Consider the following 20,431-nt stretch of genomic DNA (forward strand, 5'->3'; position numbering starts at 1 on the left):
AAGTCCGTGAAGAAAGAGTTGGCGGTGTAATAGCCGGCCTCGCGGAAGTACTGCGCGAGCAGGCCCACCTCGTCCGGCGGGACCGCACGCGTGCGCATGTGCATGGTGCCCACTGCACTGGGGTAGCACCCCGTCATGATGGCGGCGCGCGACGGAGCGCATACGGGTGCGGCAGCGAAGGCCTGGTCGAAACGCACGCCCGATTGCGCGAGTGCGTCAAGGTTGGGCGTCACCGCCTCCTCTGCCCCGGGCCACACGCCGGCGTACGTACCCAGATGTGGGTTGATGTCGTGGGTCGAGATCCACAGAATGTTTGGTCGGGTCATCGTTGTCCTCCTTGACGACGAATAGGGCGCCTTTGATGCGCTATCACCTCACGATGCCACATCCAGCGTGCTAAAGTCTAGTGGTCACTCGGTTTTCTTTTCGTGTCCTTTTCAGGACGCAAATCCAAGCGGACTCACGTGACGCAGTTAATATGGGCGACGACGCTCCCGTACGTTGCGCGTCGCTCTCGAATCTTAAGGAGATCAACCGTGACCAGCGACGCAGTTGTGCGCAAGACGCGCGGCCCCTACGCCAAGAGCAAGGCGACAAAAACTGCGATTCTCGATGCGGCGCTCGAGGTGTTTTCCGAGGGCGGGTTCCGTGCAGGGTCGCTGTCAGAGATCGCGTCGCGGGTCAACATGAGTGAGGCCGGGCTGCTCCATCACTTCCCCAACAAGAGCGCGCTCCTGACGGCGGTTCTCGACCGGCGCGACGAGCACTCCAGGGAGGACCTGGAGATCGACCTCGACACACAATCTGGACGCGAGGTCCTTGGCGCCTTCACCAAGCTGATGCAGAACAACGCGGATGCGCCGGGCGTGGTCGCGCTCTTCACTACCCTGTCTGCCGAGGCGACGTCGAGTGACCACCCCGCCCACGAGTACTTTGTGGACCGCTACGCGGACCTACGCAGGATTGCCGTCGAAGCGACCGTCAAGGCGGAGACCGAGGGCAGCCTGCGTCCGGGCGTGGATCCCAAGAGTTCGGCGATCCGCATCATCGCGTTGATGGACGGTCTTCAGATCCAATGGCTACTGGACCCCGGAAGTGTCGACATGGGCGAAGAGATTCGCCAGGCGGTTAACGACATCCTGGTTGATCCCATCTAGCTCGAGACTGCATGCACATGCCTCGGGCCCGCAAGCGATGCTTGCGGGCCCGAGGCATGTGTGATGACCCTTAACGCGGCATCCTACTTCGAGGCGTCGATCAGCGCCCGGCGGTCCTCGCGACGCACCTTCTGACGGCCTGGGTCCGCAACTGGGGACGCAAGCAGCAGACGCTTGGTGTAGTCGTGCGATGGGTCGCTCGTCACCTTGTCTCCGTCTCCATACTCGACAATCTCACCCTGGTACATGACGGCGACGCGGTGGCTGAGGTGACGCACCACCGTGAGGTCGTGTGAGACGAACAGGTAGGCGACACCCGTCTCCTCCTGAACCTCGCGGAACAGATCGAGCACGCGTGCCTGCGTGGACAGGTCGAGCGCCGAGACCGGCTCGTCGCACACAATCAGTTTGGGGTTGAGGGCCAAAGCACGTGCAATGGCGATACGCTGCCGTTGCCCACCACTGAACTCGCGCGGCAAGCGCCCGAGCGTATTGGACGGCATACCCACCTGATCCAGCAACTCCGTGACTCGGCGTGAAGCCTCCTTGGCGGAGATTTTCGCCACGCGCATCGGCTCGGTCAGCGTCTGCTCGATGGTCAGTGACGGATTCAGGGACGTATACGGGTCCTGAAACACCACCTGAATGTCCTTGGATAGCGCCCGACGTTCGCGAGGGCTCGCCTTGGAGATCTCCTTGCCCTCGAACCGAATGCTGCCCCCAGTAACCGGGGCCAATCCAAGGACCGCGCGGCCCAAAGTGGTCTTGCCGGACCCCGACTCCCCCACCAGGCCAACGGTCTCGCCGGGACGAACATCGATCGATACCTCACGTAGAGCTCGGAACGGCTTGTTGCCAATGCCCTTGATGGGGTAGTCGACGATGACGTTCTCCGCGACTAGTAGTGATTCGTTCGTCATTTCTACTTCCCTCCTGCAGCGGTGCCGGCTGGTGCAACATAGGCACCACGAGCGTGCTCCTCGTCCAAGATGGCCGAGAACAAGGACTTCGTGTACTCGTCACGAGGGTTGGCGAAGAGCGCGCCCACGGGCCCGGTCTCTACAATTCTGCCGTCCTGCATGACGGACACCCAGTCGCAGATGTCCGCGACCACTCCGAAGTTGTGCGTGACCAGGAGGATTCCCACGTTAAGCTCTCGCTGAAGAGACCGAAGCAAGTCGAGAATGTCAGCCTGCACGGTCACGTCGAGCGCCGTCGTAGGTTCGTCCGCGATGATCAGGTCGGCCTCACAAGAGATTGCGCCGGCGATCAGCACGCGCTGCGCCATTCCACCCGACACCTGGTGCGGATAGGACTTGAACGTGCGCTTGGGATCGGGAATCCCCACACGATCGAGTAGCTCGAGTGCACGCGCCTTTGCCGCCGCCTTGCTCATGCCCATCGCCTTGCGCATCGGTTCCACTAACTGGCTGCCAATGGTGAACGACGGGTCGAGGTTGGACATCGGCTCCTGCGGTATGTAGGAGATGCGCGCGCCGCGGACCTTCCGCATTTCACTCTCACTCAGTGTTGCCAGGTTCTGACCATCAAAGTGCACGGTGCCGGCGGCAATACGCCCGCCGTGCGGCAGCAGGCGCAGCACCGAGAATGCGGTCTGGGTCTTGCCCGAGCCGGACTCACCGATGAGGCCGTGAATCTCGCCCTTCTTGACTGAAATGTCCACACCGCTGACGACCTGCTTCAGCGAACCGTCCGGCTGGTCGTAACCCACCACGAGCCCGTCAATGCGCAAGAGGTCCTCACGATCCGCATCGGCCGGCTGGTGGATAACCGTGGGCACATCGGATAGCACGATCTCAGCAGCCTTGGTGCCGGTTGCCGCCTTCTTGGGCGTTGCGGAGCGTTCCACCTCGTCACGAAGGGCATTTCCGAACAGCGCGAGGGCCATCGCGGTGATGCCAATGGTGAGCGCGGGCCACAGGATTCCCTGCGGGTCCTGATAGAGCTTGGCGAACGCGTCACCGAGCATGCCACCCCACGTGGGAATTGAATTGTCCATCAGGCCCAGGAATCCAAGCCCAGCCTGCAGCGCAATTGCCACAATGAGCATGATGGTCATCTGGATGATGACGGGTGCGCGCACCACCGACAAGATGTGTCGAGAGATGATGCTGCGGTTGCGAACGCCGGATACGCGCGCCGCGTCGACGTAGAGTTCATTGCGCACCCCCATGACAGCTGCGTGGGTGAGCCGGTGGAATCCGGTCGACAGCAGCAAGCCGAAGATCGCCATCGTGTACCAGAGCGACGGGCCGATGACCGAACGTGCCGCGAGTAGCACAATGATGCCGGGGAGGGCCATCACGAGGCTGACCACCCAGGTGGAGAAGGACTCGAACCACTTGCCGAAGTATCCGGCAATGAGTCCGGACGTCACACCGATAATGGCCGCGAGTCCCATGGCAAGCAGCGCTCCCGCGAGCGAATACCTCGTCGCAAAAAGCAGCCGCGAGAATACGTCGCGTCCAGCACCATCGGTTCCCAGATAGTGTTCCGAGCTTGGCCCTTGCAAGATGGCCTGAAGGTCGGAGTTGTTGGGGTCGTAGGGGGCCAGGTACGACGCGAACACTGCACCCAGAATGATGATGAGGAGAGTTGCCGAGGTCACTACTGCCACGGGGTTGTGCAACAGGCGTCGCACCAAATGACTACCAGTGGACGGCTCCTTGGCCACTTCCTCTGGCTGGATGGGGGTTACCTCGCTCATGACAGACGCACCTTAGGATTGACGAAGCCCAGCAGGAGGTCGATGGAGAGGTTAATCACCACGACCAGGGCGGCGGTAAAGACGACGATTCCCATCACGATGGGGAGGTCGCCTTGAGTAGTAGCAGTAACGGATATTTGGCCGATACCGGGGATGGCGAATACCTTCTCCACGATCACGGCACCTCCGAGTAGGCCAACAAACTGCAGGGCCAGAATTGCCAGCGCGGGGCCGGAGGCGTTGCGCAGGACGTGCTTGTACACCACACGGTTCTCCGAGATCCCGCGGCTGCGAAGCGTACGGACCCAGTCCTGACGCATCGCATCCTTGACCGCACCGCGCACTTGCTGTGCGACCGCGGCCATGGCACCAATCGACAGCGCAATGATCGGCAGGGTCACACTCTTGAGCCATCCGGTAAAGGAGTCAGTGAAGTCTATGTAGCCAGTGGCGTTAAGCCATCCGAGCTCGATGGCGAATATTCGCACCAGGAAGATTGCGATGAGGAAGCCGGGAATGGCGAGTCCGAGGATCGACACCACCTGCAGCGTGCGGTCGCGCCAGCCACCGTACCGGGCGGCGGACACACCGAGGATCGTCGCGACAATCGCGGTGAGAATTACAGTACCGATCACGATCGATAGCGTGACACCCATGCGAGAAGTGATCGCTTCGGTCACGGGCTGATTGGTGAACCAAGAAGCACCAAGGTCTCCGTGGATGGCATTGCTCAGCCATTCGCCATAGCGCGAGAAAACAGGCTCATTGAGGCCCAGCTGCTCGGCCTTCAGGTCAACGGTTTCTTGCGACGCACTGGCACCGAGAATCTGCCTGGCGATGTCGCCGGCGCCCCAGTAGAGCAAGAAGAAGGCGATGGTGGCGACCGCGAAGAGCAACACCACTCCGTTGAGCAGTCGCGTGATGATGAATCGAATCATGTAGATGTCCTCAATTGATAAGGCCACGAGGGGTGGTGCGCCGACCCGTGTGGGCCGGCGCACCACACTTCTCTAGTTAGTGGGCTTGATGGTCCACAGGTACGGGTACGCGTTCACGACCTGGAACTGCGCGTCAGTGTTCGCATCGGTCACGAACGTCGACTGGTTGCGGTACAACGGGGCGTTCCACGCCTGGTCCACCAGGTAGGCGTTGAGCTCCTTACCAGCGGCCTCGGCCTCCTCAGGAGTGCCCGTCTGAAGGACCCCGGCCAGCTCTTCGACCTTGGGGTCCTCGATGTTGAACGGGTTCCACGCCGCAGCCGCGACGATCTGGAACTGCGCAATCTGCCAGTCGCTGGGGTCCTGCTGCAACTGCATGAACGCGGCAGAGTACTTCTGCCCAAGGATGCCGGAGATGTAATCCGTCACCGCGATCTCATCGAGCTCCACGGTGATCCCAATCTCCCCCAGCTGCTGCTCAACGATCGGGAAAATCGTGGCCCCAAACGCCGGCGTGTAGGGGATCGTGAGGTCGAAGCCGTCAGCGTAGCCAGCGTCGGCCATGAGCTGCTTGGCCTTCTCCACGTCATAGGTATAGGTCGCGTCCAGCGACTCGTCGAAGCTGGTCGAGAACGTGGGGAAAATCTGCTCCGTCACAGTTCCGTACCCGGCGGCAGCGGCCTGCAATAGCCCGTCACGGTCCAACGCGTAGTTGATCGCCTGGCGAACGCGAACGTCGCCGAGCGCCGGAGTCAGGGCCCCGTCGCGGTCCGTAAGGAGCAATCCCGCCCAGTTGAGCTCACCCGAGACGATGTCCCAGCCTGCGCCCTCGATCTGAGGGATGGTGGTGTTGTCCGCCAACTTCGCACCGTTGATCTGGCCGGACTGAATCGCGTTCAGCATTGCTGTCGCGTCGCTAAAGACCTTCATTACGATCTTCTCGTAATACTGATCCTCGGGCTTCCAGTAGTCGGCCTTAACGTCGAAGACGTAACTATCTCCAACTACGGACTCCTCGGCATTAAACGTGTACGGGCCGGACCCGACGGGGTTCGTTGCTATGTCGGCACTGTCAAACGCCGCGGGACTCTCGACCATTCCGGCATTCTGAGTCAGCATGGTGGTAAGAGCCGGGTCGGGAGCAGAGAGCGTGATCTGCAGGGTCTGCGCGTCTACCGCAGTCGCATCCTCGACAAAGCGGAGGGATGACGCCTGGGGTGACGTACCGCCCTGGAACCGCAGAATGCTTTGAGCGGCGGCATCGGCGTCTACGGGATTGCCATCGGTGAACACCACGTCATCGCGGAGCGTCATCGTGAGAACGGTGTTGGTGTCGTCCCACGACCAGTCGGTGGCAAGTCCAGCGACGATAGTTCCGTCCGGATCGGCGCGAAGGATGGTGTCGTAGACGGCCTGCATGTAGGGCGACTCGTTAGCCCACGCCGCATTCGCCGCCTCGAAGGTGGTGACAGGAACCAGAGTTCCCAGGGTCAGGGTGCCTTCGGGGGCAGCCATGGCCCCGTCAGACGTGGCTGCCCCGGTAGTGGGAGCGGTGGTCTCCTCGGAATCCGAGCCGCTGCAGCCGGCAAGAGTGATTGCCGCGGCAGCAATAGTGGCGACGATAGCCGCACGCTTTCTTGTGAACATCATTGTCCTCCAGTGTGAGTTGCCCTCCGTTGGGCTACTTCTCGATGACCGTAACACAAAAACTAGTGGTTACACGGTTTTCGTTGCATAATTGAAATGTTCGCCTTGTGCAACTGGTCGTCGTGGCTCGATACTCCCACACAACCAGACTTAAATCGGCGCTCGGAATAAATATCTCAAAGAAGAGGAGACCACCGTGTCAACCAGGATCATCGTCAACACACCCAGCGGACAAATGTGCGGCATTGAAGCGACGACGACCTCAGGTGGCGCCATCGCATACCTAGGCGTCCCCTTTGCGACAGCCGAGCGGTTCAAGGCGCCACAGGTCATTACCAGCATGGACGGCGTATTCGACGCATCTCAGTTTGGACCGGCCGCACCGCAGGCTCGCAATCCAATGCTTGACGCGATGGGAGCCCCACAGCTCGAGACGGACGAGGCGGGGTGCCTCAATCTCAACGTATGGACGCCCGCGAGGGACGAGGCCCGCCGCCCCGTGGTGGTATGGGTTCACGGGGGCGCCTACGTTTCTGGCAGCAATTCTTCCGGTTTCAGCAACGGTGCCGAGCTCGCTGCCGCTCTTGACGTTGTCGTGGTTGCCATCAACTACCGGCTGGGACCGCTCGGCTTTCTTGCTCTCGATCACCTGCTGGGCGAGGAGTACGCGGACTCAGCAAACCTTGCGCTCCTGGATCAGTTGGCAGCACTCGAATGGGTGCAGGCAAACATCGGCTCGTTCGGAGGCGACCCAGCCCATGTCACCCTGGGCGGCCAATCCGCGGGAGGGGCAGCCGTCGCGACGGTTGTCGGCTCACCCCTGTCAGAGGGCAAGATCCGCCGTGCAATTGTGTCGAGCGGTACAGCCGAGCGTGCCCGCACCCTCGAACAGTCCCAGCAGATCACCTCAGAATTCCTCGCTGCGGCCAACTTCCACGAGAACGAAGCGGATCGACTCCTCACGCTGGACATTGACGCCATCATCGCCGCGATGTCCGTCGTCGTAGCCGACCACGGAGCACGCGTGGTCGGGCTACCGATGCCATTCCAGCCGACGTACGGCACGCCCGCATTGCCAAAGCTCCCGCTTGACGCCATACGCGAGGGAAACAATGCCGACATTGACCTCCTCACCGGCACTGCGCTCAACGAGGGGTCCATGTTTGCAGTGCCCATGCCCGGCACCCCTCCCCACACGGCCAGTGCCCGCGACCGTGCAAACCGCGTGTTGAGCGAGGATATCGGCGCGGACCTAGCTCCCGCCTACGAGGATGCGCTCAGACGCGAGCTAGGTCACGACCCAGAGGACGCGGAAATGCTCGAAGCCGCACTGTCGGATCGCATGTACCGTCAGCCCACCAATCGTCTGCTCGAGGCCCGCGCTGAGGCGAACGGCCGTACGTTTGCCTACCTCTTTCAATGGAAGAGCCCTGCAATGGGAGGCGCCATGGGCGCATTTCACACCCTCGACATTCCGTTCGTGTTCCGTCAACTCACCAATCCCGAGGCGAAGATGATGGTGGGATCTGAGCCTCCTACACGCCTGTCCGACGCAATGTCGGAGGCATGGGTCGCCTTCATGCGCGACGGCTCGCCCGCTAGCGCATCTCTACCCGACTGGCCGGAGTTCACCCTCAATCGCCGTCAGACGATGATGCTCGACGAGACACCAGCGATGACTGCTGATCCGCGCGGCGAACTGCGCGCTATCTGGGCCGAGGGATCAACCTCATGAGCGCGGGGCCGCTGTCCGACCTGTTCGTCATCGACCTGACGCGAGCCCTCGCCGGCCCCCACGCGGGAATGATGCTGGGCGATCTGGGCGCACGGGTGATCAAGATTGAGGCTCCCGGCGGCGGCGACCAGACGCGTGATTGGGGGCCGCCCTTCGTGGGCGAGAAAGACGCGGAGGAATCCACGTACTTCCTCGGTTGCAACCGAAACAAAGAATCCATCACGTTGGACCTCAAGGCGGAGACGGATGTCGCAGTCTTGAGTTCGATGCTCGAGCAGGCGGATGTGCTACTCGAGAACTTCCTGCCCGGCACGCTGGAGCGCCTGGGGTTCACAGACGAACGCCTCACAGAACTCAACCCGCGCCTCGTGACGATGTCCATCTCCGGCTTTGGCCATGACGGTCCCGAGGGCGGCCGTGCGGGCTACGACCAGATCGCGCAGGGCGAGGCCGGCCTCATGTCCCTCACGGGTTCGGCGCCGGACGACCCTCAGCGAGTCGGCGTGCCCATCGGCGACCTGCTAGCGGGCATGTACGGTGCCTTTGGGGTACTAGCGAGTCTGCTCGAGCGTGTCCGCACTGGGCAGGGCGGGCGCGTCCGCACGTCACTGCTGGCCTCGATCGTCGGAGTACACGCGTTCCAAGGCAGCGCCTGGACCGTCGCGGGCAAGGTGGGAGCCGCGGCCGGCAATCATCACCCCTCCATTGCTCCTTATGGTCTCTTCAAGTGCCGCGACGGCGCGATCCAGATCGCAGTTGGGTCGCCGCGCCTGTGGGAGAAGTTCTGCGCAGCGTTCGGCATGGATGCGGCCGATGCGCGGTTCGCCGACAACGCGGCTCGCGTTGACAATCGGGACGTCCTGATCGAGAAGATCGAGGCAGTCTTCGCCGAACGCGACGCTGCGGAGCTACTCGCCGCTCTCGACGCCGCGGGTATCCCTGCAGGAAAGGTGCGCTCGCTCGACGAGGTCTACGAGTGGGATCAGACCCGCTCCCAAGGTCTCATCATCTCAACCGATCACTCGACGCTTGGGCCCATTGACTTGCCCGGGCCGCCGCTCAGGTTCTTCGACGGCACTGGCACGGAGACCACCAACATCACACACCTCGCTCCCCCGCTACTCAATGAGCATGGCGAGGCGCTCCGTCACGAGTTTGCGAAGGAGAACTAGGCGATGAACGCTGCAGACCTGATTGCGCAAACCCTGGACCACGGTACTTACGTGAGTTGGGACGTTGCCCCGCCAACTCCCCTAGATCCCGACTATGCCGCCACACTGGAGCGAGCATCGGCCCGTGCCGACCAAGACGAAGCCGTCATCACCGGCGAGGGCACGGTGGATGGCCACCGCGTGTGCGTCATCGTGGGCGAGTTCGCCTACCTGGGCGGTAGCATCGGCGTCGCGACGGCCGAGCGCATCACGGCAGCAGTTCGGCGCGCCACCGTCGAAGGACTGCCCTTGCTGGCCGCGCCCGTCTCTGGCGGAACTCGCATGCAGGAGGGGACTCGGGCGTTCGTGCAGATGGTTGCGATCGCCGCCGCGGTCGCGGACCACAAGGCCGCTGGGCTCGCGTACCTGGTCTACCTGCGCAACCCCACCACTGGCGGAGTCTTCGCCTCGTGGGCGTCCATGGGGCACGTCACCGCTGCGGAGCCGGGGGCCATGGTTGGGTTCCTGGGTCCTCGTGTTTACGAGGCACTAGAGGGCCACGAGTTTCCCGCTGGCGTCCAGACGGCCGAGAACCTGCACGCACACGGGCTGATCGATGCCGTCATCGGCACCGCTCACCTGCGAACGCTGATCGTCAACGCTCTCGAGATTTTGGGGGCGCGGGCGCCGAACTCACCGCCTACCCCCGAGACCGCAGTCAAACCCCTCGAGGTCGACGACTGGGAGGTGGTGCTCCGTAGCCGAGCCCCAGGTCGTCCAGGAAGCCGCGCGCTGATCCATCACGCGTCCACCACGTATATTCCGCTCAGCGGCACCGGCCGTGGTGATGCCGACCCCACCGTTTCGCTGGGCCTCGCGCTGGTGGGCGGCCAGGGAGTCGCGGTACTCGCCCAGGACAAGGTGGCCCAGACCGGCACCACTCGCCTGGGTCCGGGTGCACTACGCGTGGTGACCCGTGGGATCGCGCTCGCCGAGGAGCTATCGCTACCACTCGTCACCATCATCGACACGCCTGGCGCAGCACTCACCCCGGATGCCGAGGAGGGCGGACTTGCCGGCCAGATCAGCCGCACGTTAACCGGGTTGGTGCGTGCACACGTGCCTGTCGTCTGCGTGCTCTGGGGCCAAGGTACGGGGGGCGCAGCGTTGGCCATGTTGCCCGCCGATCGAGTCCTCGCTGCGGACCATTCCTGGTTGGCACCCTTGCCGCCCGAGGGCGCCAGCGCCCTGCGGTATCGCACCACAGATCGCGCGGCAGAGGTCGCACGAGATCAGCGCGTGGCCGCATGGCACCTGCACGAGGACGGGATCGTCGACGAGGTGGTCGAATGCTCAGCCCCTGACGGCGGCATCGAGGCCATGCGACGTCATCTCATGTGCGCCATTTCCGCCCTCACATCGATTCCAACCGCCGATCTGGTGGCCAATCGCACCAAACGGTTCGAGCGCGTGGCAGTGGCCAGCCGCCAACCGGGTTCCTAAGAACTGTTGGCATCGGTGGCGATGCGCGCGACGGGATCCGCGCATTGCACCGGCTGGGATTCCGCGCACTCGTTGACCCACACCTCAATGTGGTCGCCCACCGCCAGGTTGTTGGGGTCAGCCGCCAGCCCGTCCGGGTCTTCGAGGCCGCCGGCAGTAGGCAGGTCGAAGGTCGCGCCATCAAAGTATTCGTAGCCCTTGTCCGCTGAGAATCCTACGGCGACCGTCGTCGCGTCCTTCGAGACGGAGGTCACGACGCCCACCGCATCGGCCGGTTGCTGACTACGGATGTCGTCGCTGCCGCTGGACTGCCCCGCACAAGCAGCGATGAGCACGAGCCCAGGGACGATGGTGAGTGCCCACAATGCGCGGCGCGTTCGCTTCTTAGCCATACCTTCTCAACGCACGATGCTCGCAAAGGGTTTCGATTCCGCGCGGCTTTGTTGCGAGTTTTGCGATCGGTCGCTCGTGACAGCGCCAGCGGCCCCGGCTCACCCTGGTATTCTCGACTGTCGCGGCAAGCCCGCGTCACGCCCTCGTAGCTCAGCGGATAGAGCACCGGTTTCCGGTACCGAAGGTCGCAGGTTCGACTCCTGTCGAGGGCACCCTTCAGTTGGGCCCTACGAGGATAGGTCCCATTCCCCCGGGATTGGCTCAAAGCCTCGCGCTGCGTTGAGCCCGCCCAATGCCTGAGCCACCGCCTCCCACTGATTGCTCTTGATCATTGGCAGGCCATTGCGCAGCGTGAAGTCTGGACGCCACTTCCCCCCATCGCTCCACCCGAGACCGATGAAGTATCCGGTCTGAGCAAACGCTCCCATCAGGGCCCCCGACGCGGCCGCATCGTTGACGAGGTCTGACAGAGGGGTGTCGAGGGTGATGCGGTTGGTCGCCGATGGCCGCGACAGCCATTCGACTTCACGGACATGCGTCCCGCTCCCTACGCGCTCAGGTTCGACACCGGGAAGATCGATGACACCTTCACCGTTGGCGGGCACGGCCACCTCTACGGAGAGCAGGTCTGCGGAGATGCTCCACGCCACTTCGAAGCGGCCGATCGTGGTCTCTAGCGAGGCTGACGCGGACGAGAGGTCACCGCCGGGGCGCGGCGCGAACCGTACCGTTCCGATGCCAGCGAAAGAGCGCTCGCCCCACGCGCGGGCGGCGTCGATCCCGGCAATCTCTCGATGCATCCAATCCGCCACGGCCCCGAGCGCGTAGTGGTTGAACGATGTCATTTCTCCTGGATTCACGGACCCGTCAGGCATCAGCGAGTCCCATCGCTCCCAGATCGTCGTGGCACCCTTGGTTACCGGGTAGAGCCAGGACGGGCACTCCGTCTCTAGTAGGAGTCGATAGGCGACGTCGCGGTGACCAGTCTCCGTCAGCGCGTCGCAGATGAGGGGTGTCCCCACGAAGCCCGTACGAATCCGGTAGGCGTGGGCCACCACGAGCTCGGCGAGTCGACTACCGGCCCTTTCGAGGCGCTCGTCACCCTCGAGGAGGCCGAAACTTATGGCGACCGCATACGCCGTGTGCGCGTCGGAGGTCATCCTCCCCGATGCCGTGACGTAGGTTGCGAGAAAGGCCGCCTTGGTGCGCCTTGCCAAGGCCGAGTACTTCTCGTGGTCGTCGTCTTTGCCCAGCCGTTCCGCAGTCGCGGCCACCACCGACAGCGATCGGTAGAGGTACGCAGATGCGACGATCTCCGGCTTGGTCTTGGCATCGGCAGGGTTGAAGTGAGGCGCAGTGGGGTCAAGCCAATCGCCGAACTGGAAGCCGCCCTCCCACAGGCCAGCCTCATCCGTCTGTGCCAGGACGACATCGAGCCAGGACGTCATGGAGTCGTAGGAGTGAGTCAGGACGGCATCGTTGCCGAACATCCCAAAGATGGCGGCCGGGACCAGAGTCACTGCGTCGCCCCACGCCGCGGCCGGCAGCACGGGACCGGCGTCGACAGACGATGGCACCACCGACGGGACGACTCCACCAAAGCGCCTCTGCTCCAGCGCCAAGTCTTCGAGCCACGACTCGAGCATCGCCGAAGAGTCATAGAGGTAGGTGGCTGTCGGAGCAAAGACTTGGACGTCCCCTGTCCAGCCCAGACGCTCGTCGCGCTGGGGACAGTCGGTCGGGATGGACAGGAAGTTGCCGCGCATTCCCCACACGACGTTTGAGTGCAATTGATTGAGGAGCGGGTTGCTCGACTCGAAGCGCCCTGTTCTCGCCATGTCGGTGTGCACGACGACGGCCGCGACCGAGCGCAATGCATCCTCACTAGGCAACCCCGAGATCTCGGCGTAGCGGAAGCCATGAAAGGTGAATCGGGGGGCAAAGTCCACGGCCCCCGCCGGACCGACGATGACCGAGTCAGTGGCGGCGGCATGACGCAAGGGCCGCGTGGCCAACTCGCCATCCTCCAGCACCTCGGCGTGTCGCATCGTGATGATGGAGCCCTCGGGGGCGATCGCTGACAGGTCCAGCCACCCCACGAGGTTCTGCCCAAAGTCAATCTGGGCGATGCCGTCGTTCCAGGTGATTTCCGTAGCCTCGACGCGCTCAATACGCCGAACGGGAGGGGCGTACGCAGGACGCAGGACTGACTGGTCAACGTCGACGACTTGAGCGCTTGAGGCCTCCGGAAATGCCGGTCGCCCATCGCGCGTCGTACTCAACCCCTGATCGCGACGACGGTCGTCTCGTCGTTCACCCTGGTAGATGGACGCCGACAGTGTGAGGCCCGACCAGGTCGCGTCCCACGTCTCATCGGTTCCGACAAGCTCGACTCGGCCATCGTCGTACTCGAGACGCACATGCATCCACACCGACTGGGGACCGTCGTAGCCCTTGGCGAACACACCGTCGAAGCCCACACGTTCGCCGAACCAACCCTCGGCCACTTCGGCGCCCACAACGTTGTCGCCCTCATGCAGCAGTGCGGTGAGATCGGCGGTCTGCGTCAGCAGTCGCTGGTCATAGGCGGTCCACCCGGGGGCGAGGACTTCGTCGGAGGCAACGACGCCATTCACCGTGGCTTCGTACACGCCGTGTGCCGTTGAGGTGAGCACTGCCCGACGAAGTCCCGGTTGTACGTCCACCACCTTGGCTACTCGGAAAGTGGGTCGCGGATCGGTGAGTTTCGGGCCCGCGGGAGGGGCGCCCGATGCCGTAATGAACTGTGCCGACAATGCTTGGGGCTGCAGCGCAGCGGTACGGACTACAGTCCACGGCGAGTACTCGCTCGGCGTTTCATCGACGCCAAACACCCGCAGGCGCAGGCGCACGTCCGCAAAGTCATCGAGTGGAGAGAACGGCCAAGAGGCTCCCGACGACAGCGAGCTCAAGAGCCTCACCTGCGCCGTCTCCCCATCCCGGTCAAGCTGAATCTCTACCGCGGTTTGCCGCCAACCATCCTCGTCCGCGACGACGCTCCATGACAACAGGGGTGCAGGAGACGCGACGAACTCTGGGCCCCCTCGCGGACCTACGAGCACGCGATCAACGACGACTCTCGACTCCTGCGACATACTTAACTACCTTTCAGTTTTTGCGCCATCTTGCTGCATTTTCGCGACATCGCGGCGGAAATAGCAGCGATCTAGAGAGCCACAGTGACCAGCGACTGGAGGTGCGTCCGCACGTCCGCCACCAGGTCGAATTTGGTCCGCCCGTAAAGCCATTGCAGTTGGAGGCCATCAACGACCGCCATCATTGAACGCGCCGCGTGACCCGGCTCAACTCCGGGCCGGAGAGTTCCCTCTTCGCGCATCACAATGAAGGACTGGCGCGCCTGATCGCCGATCCAGTCGTAGCGTCCCCTGAAGTACTCATGCGCGGGGTGATCGTCCGCGGTGCCTTCAGCAGCAAGAATGGTGTAGAGCTCTATCATCCCTGGTTCTTCGCAGTTCATGCGCACAACTTCAAGAAATCCACGAAGTGCGTCAATGCCCGGCGAAGTGATCGTGGCGAAGTATTCGCGGCTCCGCTCGTCCCGCAGGTCGAGCACCGCCTGCAGCAATCCTGTCTTGGATTTGAAGTGAAACAAGATGCCTGCCTGGCTCAGGCCAACCCGGTCCGCGACGGTACGCAGCGAGCCATTGGTATAGCCGCTCTCCGCAAACACCTCGAATGCAGCATCGAGAATGTCGCGGCGCCGATCAGCCGTCTTGGCATAGCTTCCGCGGATTGCCGTTGTGTCGCTCATAATGCGCCACGTTAGCACCCCGGCTACCCATCTCCGTAACGATTGAGTTGAAAACTAACCACCCCTTCAGTTTCCGTGCTACATTTCCCAAGTCGCCGGTCGAACTGTCCAGCGAACTCATACTGAGATTGGGGAACAATGAAGTTTTCATATCGCGCCGCCGCGCTCACTGCGGTCGGTGTTCTAGCCCTGGCGGCTTGCTCGTCTACGGACAACGACTCGGGAGCTGACCCCTCGAGCTCTGCGGCCACAAGCGAGACAGGCGCTGCACTGGCACCCTTGCTGAACCTCGGCGTCGTCGACTCCCCCGGCCAAGGCGGATTCGTTGCGGCCGACATGTCCTTCGCCACCAAGGCCCCCTACGGCCAGGCAATCTATGACACGCTCGTGCGAGCCACCCCAAGCAACTTGCTTGAACCGTCCCTCGCCACGGACTGGGGTTACGACACCAGCAAGACCGAACTCACGTTGAAGCTTCGTGACGACGTGAAATTCACCGACGGCACGGATTTCAACGCCGATGCGGCAGCACAGAACATCTTGCGGTTCCGAGACGGCTCGGCAGAGAACGCAAACTGGTTGGCGAACGTCGCGGACGCTGTCGCAGAGGATGCTCAGACACTGGTCATTACCCTCAGCGCGCCGGATCCTGCGCTGCTGCTCAACCTGTCGCGCGCCGCGGGATATCAGCAGTCCCCCGCCTCATTCGACAGTGACACTCCAGTGGGATCCGGACCCTACATTCTCGATGAGACCCAGTCGGTGGTGGACGCGTCATACGTGTTCGATGCAAACCCCGACTACTGGGCTCCGGATTACCAGCACTACGACGAGATCGCCATGACCGTCTTCGATGACCCAGTCTCCATGCAGAACGCGCTCATGGGTGACCAGCTCGATGCAGCTCTCTTCACTGGCTACCAAGGGTTCGACCAGATCGAGGGGGCAGGCTACACCGCCCACGAATACGCGCAGGACTGGGAGGGTCTCCTCCTGTTCGACCGCACCGGTCAGCTTTCCGAGCCCATGGGAGACGTTCGAGTGCGTCAGGCAATCAACTTTGCCATCGACAAGGAAGGTCTCCTCGAGGGACTTGCCGGCGGGCGTGGCGAGGTCACCACTCAGGTATTCGGGAAAGAAACCCCCGGGTACGACGCTGAACTCGAATACGCGTACCCGTACGACCCGGAGAAGGCCAAGTCCCTGCTCGCCGAGGCTGGTTACGCCGATGGTTTCACCATCGACTTCCCCACTGTGAGCTTTGTCCCGCAGGCTACTTTCGACCTGGTCGGCCAGCAGCTCGCCGAGGTCGGCATCACGGCTAACTTCACGGACATCGCACCCCAGGACTACTTCCCCACCATGTTGGGAGGCAGTGTTGCCCTGGCATCCTTCCGCCTCGAGCAGCCGGCTACGGCCTGGGAGACCTACTCCCTCGAACTGAGCCAAGGTGCGCCCTGGAATGCGTTCCACACACCTGACGACACCGTCGCAGGCTATGGCGAGACCATCCAGACGGGAAGCGATGCGGATTCTGCAGCTGCGGCAGCGGAGTTGAACAAGTACATCGTCGACCAGGCGTGGTTCAACCCGTGGTACCGCACCATCACCACGTTCTATACCGACGCCGAGACTGATGTCACGCCTCAGGTTGGAAACGTCTACCCCTACCTCTGGAACATCGTTCCCGTCACCAACTAGAAGTCGTTTGGGGGGCGCGGGGTGTGCCCCCCAAACGGTTTCTCAACTACCCATGTGGGAGCTCAACTCAGAAGAGCATCCCACTCACCACCACACTGGAGACTGACGTGGGACGCTTTATCGCGCGGCGCATAGTGGCAGGAATCAGCCTGCTGTTCGTCATCACGAGTGCCGCCTATTTCCTGTTGTACTTGAGCGGCGGTGACGTCGCACGCAACCTTTTGGGACCCACCGCGACCGACGCGCAGGTGGCCGCGAAGGCAACCGAGCTCGGCCTCGACCAGCCTCTCCTCACTCGCTATTGGGACTGGCTCAGCGGAGCCCTCACCGGGGACTTTGGAAACTCATGGGCGTCCCGCGCCCCGGTGACTGAACTCCTCTCCGGCCGCGTCGCCGTCACCTTGACCATCGTCGTCGCGGCCGTGATTGTGTCGGGCATCGGCGCTGTCATTCTCGGTTCGCTCGCCTCCTCACGCGGCGGCTGGGTGGACCGGACCATCCAAGTAGCGTCGCTCGTCGGCGCGGCGGTGCCCGGATTCCTCATCGCAATGGTGCTGGTTCTGGTCGTCGCGATCAATCTCGGGTGGTTCGAACCCACGGGCTACATCAATCCGTCGACGTCGATCACCGGCTGGTTATCGACTGCCGTGCTACCCATCACTGCGCTGGCTGTCGCTGGTGTTGCCGGGGTCACGCAACAGGTCCGCGGCTCCATGCTGGACGAGCGCCGCAAAGACTACGTTCGCACTCTCGAGTGTCGCGGACTTTCCTCCAGGACCATTACCTATCAGCACGTGCTGCGCAACGCGTCGGGGCCGGCCTTGAACGTACTGGCACTCATGTTCGTCGCCATGCTGGGTGGTGCAGTCGTGGTCGAGCAGGTGTTCTCGATTCCCGGCCTTGGCAAGCTCACTGTTACCTCGACGCTGAGCAGCGACGTCCCCGTCATCATGGGCATCGTCGTCGTCACCGTCGTCCTCGTCGTCATTCTCAACCTGCTGATCGACCTACTGCAGGCTTGGCTCAATCCGAAGGTGCGCCTGTCATGACAGCTCCGATTGCCCCGACCCCGCGCGCTGTCACACAGCAGCGCGCCTCACTCCTACGATCAGTCCTTCGCCAGCCACTCGGCGCCATCGCTCTCTCAGTGATTGCACTCTTTGTCATCGTGGCGATTATTGGCCCGTGGATTGTGCCTGGCGACGCCTACACTGCTCATCTGGACGCGATTCTCTTGCCTCCCGGGACCGACCACATCCTAGGCACCGACCCCTCTGGACGCGACGTCCTCAGCCGGCTCATTATTGCTACTCGTTCCAGCATGCTCGGTGCGACTATCGCCCTGGTAGTTGCAGCGGCCATCGGGATTTCGACTGGTTTGGTCGCCGGCTACTACCGCGGCTGGTTCGAATCCATCTTCAGCTATGGCGCGTCGCTTTTCCTCGCCCTACCGTCAATGGTCGTGTTGCTTGCCGCACGCTCAGTCATCGGACCCAACCTCTGGTGGGCAATGGTCATCTTTGGCGTGATCGTGTCCCCCGCGTTCTACCGGCTGACCTTCGCCACCGTCGCAGGCGTCCGCCACGAGCTCTACGTCGACGCGGCACGCACATCCGGGTTGTCCGATGTCCGTATCATCGGCCGACACATTCTCTCCGTTGTGCGCGCACCCGTCATCATTCAGGCTGCTGGTATCGCTGGTGTTGCCATCGCTATTCAAGCCGGCTTGGAGTTCCTCGGGATGGGAGACGCCAAGCTCATCACCTGGGGAGGGATGCTGAACGACGGGTTCCAGGCCATCTATCGCCAACCATGGTTGCTGCTGTGGCCCACCCTCGCACTAGTACTCATTTCTGTGGCCCTCACGCTCGTCGCCAATACTCTCCGCGATGTGCTGGAGAGGTCGTCCAGCGCCCGGCGGTCGCGCTCCAGCGAGCAAGCGCCCGCGGTGTACACGATTCCGGTGGGGTCAGCCCTGAGCGTGCGCGACCTTGAGGTCGCTTACGGCAACCACAAAGCCGAACGCGCCGTGGTGGTACGCAACGTCAGCTTCGACGTCGCGCCGGGAGAGGTCCTCGGTCTGGTCGGCGAATCGGGCTCCGGAAAGACACAAACAGCTTTCGCCATCCTCGATGTGTTGCCTGGAGGCGGCCGGATCACCTCCGGTTGCGTGGCATTGGCGGGCAAGGTCACGACGCAAGCTCAACGAGCACATGAACGCGGGCGCTCGGTCGCGTACATCCCTCAAGAGCCAATGTCTAACCTTGATCCCTCGTACACCATCGGTGCCCAGCTAACGAAGCCGATGCGCAAGTGCGCGAAAATGACGAAGACCGAGGCCAACGCGAATGCCCTCCGCCTCCTCACCCGGGTCGGAATCGCTAATCCCGAACGCGTGATGAGCCTCTACCCCCACCAGGTTTCGGGAGGCATGGCACAACGTGTGCTTATTGCGGGTGCCATTGCGACCGAACCCGACGTCTTGATCGCGGACGAACCAACGACCGCGCTAGACGTGACTGTGCAGGCCGAGGTTCTCGACTTGCTCAGAGACCTCCAGGCGGAACTCGGCATGGCCATGGTGATCGTTACCCACAACTTTGGCGTTGTCGCAGATATTTGCGACCGGGTCGCTGTCATGCAGGACGGTTCGATCGTCGAAACCGGAGATGTGGAGTCGGTCTTTGACCGCCCCCAGCATCCGTACACCCGCGAATTGCTCGGAGCGATTCTCGACGACGCCAGTGTCCGCACGCTGCCTTCGTCCACGACCACGAACGGGGTGCCGTCATGACCGATCCACTATTGGCCGTCGAGGACCTGCGAGTCGCGTATCCGGGGCGTGGCTTCCGCTCGCCTGATACGGAGATTCTTCACGGCGTCTCGCTCGATATCACCGCCGGCGAGACAGTAGGCCTCGTCGGCGAGTCCGGGTCGGGCAAGACGACGCTCGGGCGTGCCCTTCTGGGACTTGCTCCGGTGACGGGCGGTCGCATCCTCTTCAAGGGTGAGGACATTACTCACGCCGACAAGGCCGCTCGGCGACGTCTCACTCGTGACATCCAGGTGGTCTTCCAGGACCCCTACACATCGATGAACCCCAACCTGACGATCGAGCAGACGCTCACCGAACCCCTGCGAGCCAACGGAACCAGCAAGCGGGATGCCCTCGACAAAGTGGCTACGATGCTTGACGCAGTCCACCTGCCCACTGACTCACTGGGGCGCTATCCCAATGAGTTCTCGGGCGGACAGCGGCAGCGCATCGCAATTGCGCGCGCTCTCACCCTTGACCCATCGCTGATTGTCTGCGACGAGCCCGTCTCTGCCCTCGACCTCAGCAACCAGCGCCGCGTTCTCGACCTCTTCATTGAGATTCAAGAGCGTACCGGCGTCGCATATCTGTTTGTGTCACACGACTTGGCCGTCATTCGACACCTCAGCCATCGCGTCGCCGTGCTATTTCAAGGCGACATCGTGGAGTGGGGCGACTGCGACCAGGTCACTGCCCGTCCAGAACACCCCTACACCCAGCGCCTGCTCATGGCGGCGCCACTTCCCCACCCCGTCAAGCAGACAAAGCATCGCGCAGATCGGCAGCGAGTGCTCGCCGCACAGCGCGAGGCCGAACTGCAGTCGGGCGCCTAGCCCCTCTTCCGCCTGGCCT

The 20,431-nt window shown here is 62.7% G+C and carries 16 protein-coding genes and 1 tRNA gene; 9 read left to right on the top strand and 8 right to left on the bottom strand.

Translation table 11 applies throughout. From position 1 onward, the window contains the following. The coding region (locus AOP73_RS00630) for a sulfatase-like hydrolase/transferase (protein ID WP_152650589.1) at positions 1-326 on the bottom strand (326 nt) is incomplete at its 3' end. A 210-nt stretch (positions 327-536) separates the two neighbouring features. Between AOP73_RS00630 and AOP73_RS00635 the strand changes: the two genes are divergently transcribed. After that, complete coding sequence (locus AOP73_RS00635) at positions 537-1,157, top strand: TetR/AcrR family transcriptional regulator (RefSeq protein WP_061962733.1); 621 nt, start codon at positions 537-539, stop codon at positions 1,155-1,157. Positions 1,158-1,240: 83 nt separating this feature from the next. Here AOP73_RS00635 and AOP73_RS00640 read toward each other — a convergent pair whose 3' ends face one another. From AOP73_RS00640 to AOP73_RS00655, 4 genes are all read right to left on the bottom strand, one after another. After that, positions 1,241-2,077: an ATP-binding cassette domain-containing protein gene (locus AOP73_RS00640; protein ID WP_061962734.1), complete on the bottom strand. Its 837-nt coding sequence runs from the start codon at positions 2,075-2,077 to the stop codon at positions 1,241-1,243. 2 nt (positions 2,078-2,079) lie between these two features. Beyond that, positions 2,080-3,885, bottom strand: coding sequence for a dipeptide/oligopeptide/nickel ABC transporter permease/ATP-binding protein (locus tag AOP73_RS00645; RefSeq protein ID WP_061962735.1), 1,806 nt, complete (start codon positions 3,883-3,885; stop codon positions 2,080-2,082). Next, positions 3,882-4,823 (bottom strand): ABC transporter permease, encoded by a 942-nt coding sequence (locus AOP73_RS00650; protein ID WP_061962736.1) that lies wholly within the window; start codon positions 4,821-4,823, stop codon positions 3,882-3,884. The genes AOP73_RS00645 and AOP73_RS00650 overlap by 4 nt, the downstream gene beginning before the upstream one ends. Positions 4,824-4,895: 72 nt before the next feature. Continuing rightward, on the bottom strand, positions 4,896-6,473 hold the full coding sequence (locus AOP73_RS00655) for an ABC transporter substrate-binding protein (protein WP_061962737.1): 1,578 nt from the start codon (positions 6,471-6,473) through the stop codon (positions 4,896-4,898). Positions 6,474-6,666: 193 nt separating this feature from the next. On the opposite strand from AOP73_RS00655, the gene AOP73_RS00660 reads away from it, so the two are divergent. Genes AOP73_RS00660 through AOP73_RS00670 form a run of 3 tightly spaced genes read left to right on the top strand, consistent with a single transcriptional unit; the run spans position 6,667 to position 10,859 of the window. After that, positions 6,667-8,205 (top strand): carboxylesterase/lipase family protein, encoded by a 1,539-nt coding sequence (locus tag AOP73_RS00660; RefSeq protein WP_236683470.1) that lies wholly within the window; start codon positions 6,667-6,669, stop codon positions 8,203-8,205. Beyond that, positions 8,202-9,377 carry a CaiB/BaiF CoA transferase family protein gene (locus tag AOP73_RS00665; RefSeq protein WP_061962738.1) on the top strand — a complete coding sequence of 392 codons (1,176 nt, stop codon included), beginning with the start codon at positions 8,202-8,204 and terminating at the stop codon, positions 9,375-9,377. Before AOP73_RS00660 ends, AOP73_RS00665 begins: the two co-directional genes overlap by 4 nt. A gap of 3 nt (positions 9,378-9,380) precedes the next feature. Beyond that, positions 9,381-10,859, top strand: a complete 1,479-nt coding sequence (locus tag AOP73_RS00670) for a carboxyl transferase domain-containing protein (RefSeq protein ID WP_061962739.1) — start codon at positions 9,381-9,383, stop codon at positions 10,857-10,859. Here the strand turns inward: AOP73_RS00670 and AOP73_RS00675 are convergent. Then, a complete protein-coding gene (locus tag AOP73_RS00675) occupies positions 10,856-11,251 on the bottom strand; it encodes a hypothetical protein (RefSeq protein WP_061962740.1) in 396 nt (131 codons plus the stop codon). The genes AOP73_RS00670 and AOP73_RS00675 overlap by 4 nt on opposite strands. Positions 11,252-11,391: 140 nt before the next feature. On the opposite strand from AOP73_RS00675, the gene AOP73_RS00680 reads away from it, so the two are divergent. Beyond that, a tRNA-Arg gene (locus tag AOP73_RS00680) sits at positions 11,392-11,464 on the top strand. A 15-nt stretch (positions 11,465-11,479) separates the two neighbouring features. Here AOP73_RS00680 and AOP73_RS00685 read toward each other — a convergent pair. Further along, entirely contained in the window at positions 11,480-14,386 is a 2,907-nt protein-coding gene (locus tag AOP73_RS00685; RefSeq protein WP_061962741.1) for an alpha-L-rhamnosidase, read from the bottom strand. Positions 14,387-14,457: 71 nt separating this feature from the next. Continuing rightward, the gene (locus AOP73_RS00690) at positions 14,458-15,063 is read right to left on the bottom strand and encodes a TetR/AcrR family transcriptional regulator (protein WP_061962742.1); all 606 of its coding nucleotides are present in this window, start codon (positions 15,061-15,063) and stop codon (positions 14,458-14,460) included. A gap of 138 nt (positions 15,064-15,201) precedes the next feature. Between AOP73_RS00690 and AOP73_RS00695 the strand changes: the two genes are divergently transcribed. The 4 genes from AOP73_RS00695 (at position 15,202) to AOP73_RS00710 (ending at position 20,412) form a co-directional block, all read left to right on the top strand. Continuing rightward, entirely contained in the window at positions 15,202-16,764 is a 1,563-nt protein-coding gene (locus tag AOP73_RS00695; RefSeq protein WP_061962743.1) for an ABC transporter substrate-binding protein, read from the top strand. A 107-nt stretch (positions 16,765-16,871) separates the two neighbouring features. After that, positions 16,872-17,813 carry an ABC transporter permease gene (locus AOP73_RS00700; RefSeq protein WP_061962744.1) on the top strand — a complete coding sequence of 314 codons (942 nt, stop codon included), beginning with the start codon at positions 16,872-16,874 and terminating at the stop codon, positions 17,811-17,813. Further along, positions 17,810-19,558, top strand: coding sequence for a dipeptide/oligopeptide/nickel ABC transporter permease/ATP-binding protein (locus AOP73_RS00705; protein ID WP_061962745.1), 1,749 nt, complete (start codon positions 17,810-17,812; stop codon positions 19,556-19,558). The genes AOP73_RS00700 and AOP73_RS00705 overlap by 4 nt, the downstream gene beginning before the upstream one ends. After that, the gene (locus AOP73_RS00710) at positions 19,555-20,412 is read left to right on the top strand and encodes an ATP-binding cassette domain-containing protein (protein WP_061962746.1); all 858 of its coding nucleotides are present in this window, start codon (positions 19,555-19,557) and stop codon (positions 20,410-20,412) included. The genes AOP73_RS00705 and AOP73_RS00710 overlap by 4 nt, the downstream gene beginning before the upstream one ends. Positions 20,413-20,431: the final 19 nt, after the last annotated feature.

The organism is Demequina aurantiaca (genome assembly GCF_000975135.1).
Classification (GTDB): Bacteria; Actinomycetota; Actinomycetes; order Actinomycetales; family Demequinaceae; genus Demequina; species Demequina aurantiaca.

Excerpts from the sequence above, each read along its gene's own strand:
- AOP73_RS00685 (WP_061962741.1), bottom strand. The coding sequence starts at position 14,386 with ATGTCGCAGGAGTCGAGAGTCGTCGTTGATCGCGTGCTCGTAGGTCCG.
- AOP73_RS00675 (WP_061962740.1), bottom strand. The coding sequence starts at position 11,251 with ATGGCTAAGAAGCGAACGCGCCGCGCATTGTGGGCACTCACCATCGTC.
- AOP73_RS00690 (WP_061962742.1), bottom strand. The coding sequence starts at position 15,063 with ATGAGCGACACAACGGCAATCCGCGGAAGCTATGCCAAGACGGCTGAT.
- AOP73_RS00705 (WP_061962745.1), top strand. The coding sequence starts at position 17,810 with ATGACAGCTCCGATTGCCCCGACCCCGCGCGCTGTCACACAGCAGCGC.
- AOP73_RS00695 (WP_061962743.1), top strand. The coding sequence starts at position 15,202 with ATGAAGTTTTCATATCGCGCCGCCGCGCTCACTGCGGTCGGTGTTCTA.
- AOP73_RS00650 (WP_061962736.1), bottom strand. The coding sequence starts at position 4,823 with ATGATTCGATTCATCATCACGCGACTGCTCAACGGAGTGGTGTTGCTC.
- AOP73_RS00640 (WP_061962734.1), bottom strand. The coding sequence starts at position 2,077 with ATGACGAACGAATCACTACTAGTCGCGGAGAACGTCATCGTCGACTAC.
- AOP73_RS00710 (WP_061962746.1), top strand. The coding sequence starts at position 19,555 with ATGACCGATCCACTATTGGCCGTCGAGGACCTGCGAGTCGCGTATCCG.
- AOP73_RS00665 (WP_061962738.1), top strand. The coding sequence starts at position 8,202 with ATGAGCGCGGGGCCGCTGTCCGACCTGTTCGTCATCGACCTGACGCGA.
- AOP73_RS00655 (WP_061962737.1), bottom strand. The coding sequence starts at position 6,473 with ATGATGTTCACAAGAAAGCGTGCGGCTATCGTCGCCACTATTGCTGCC.
- AOP73_RS00645 (WP_061962735.1), bottom strand. The coding sequence starts at position 3,885 with ATGAGCGAGGTAACCCCCATCCAGCCAGAGGAAGTGGCCAAGGAGCCG.
- AOP73_RS00670 (WP_061962739.1), top strand. The coding sequence starts at position 9,381 with ATGAACGCTGCAGACCTGATTGCGCAAACCCTGGACCACGGTACTTAC.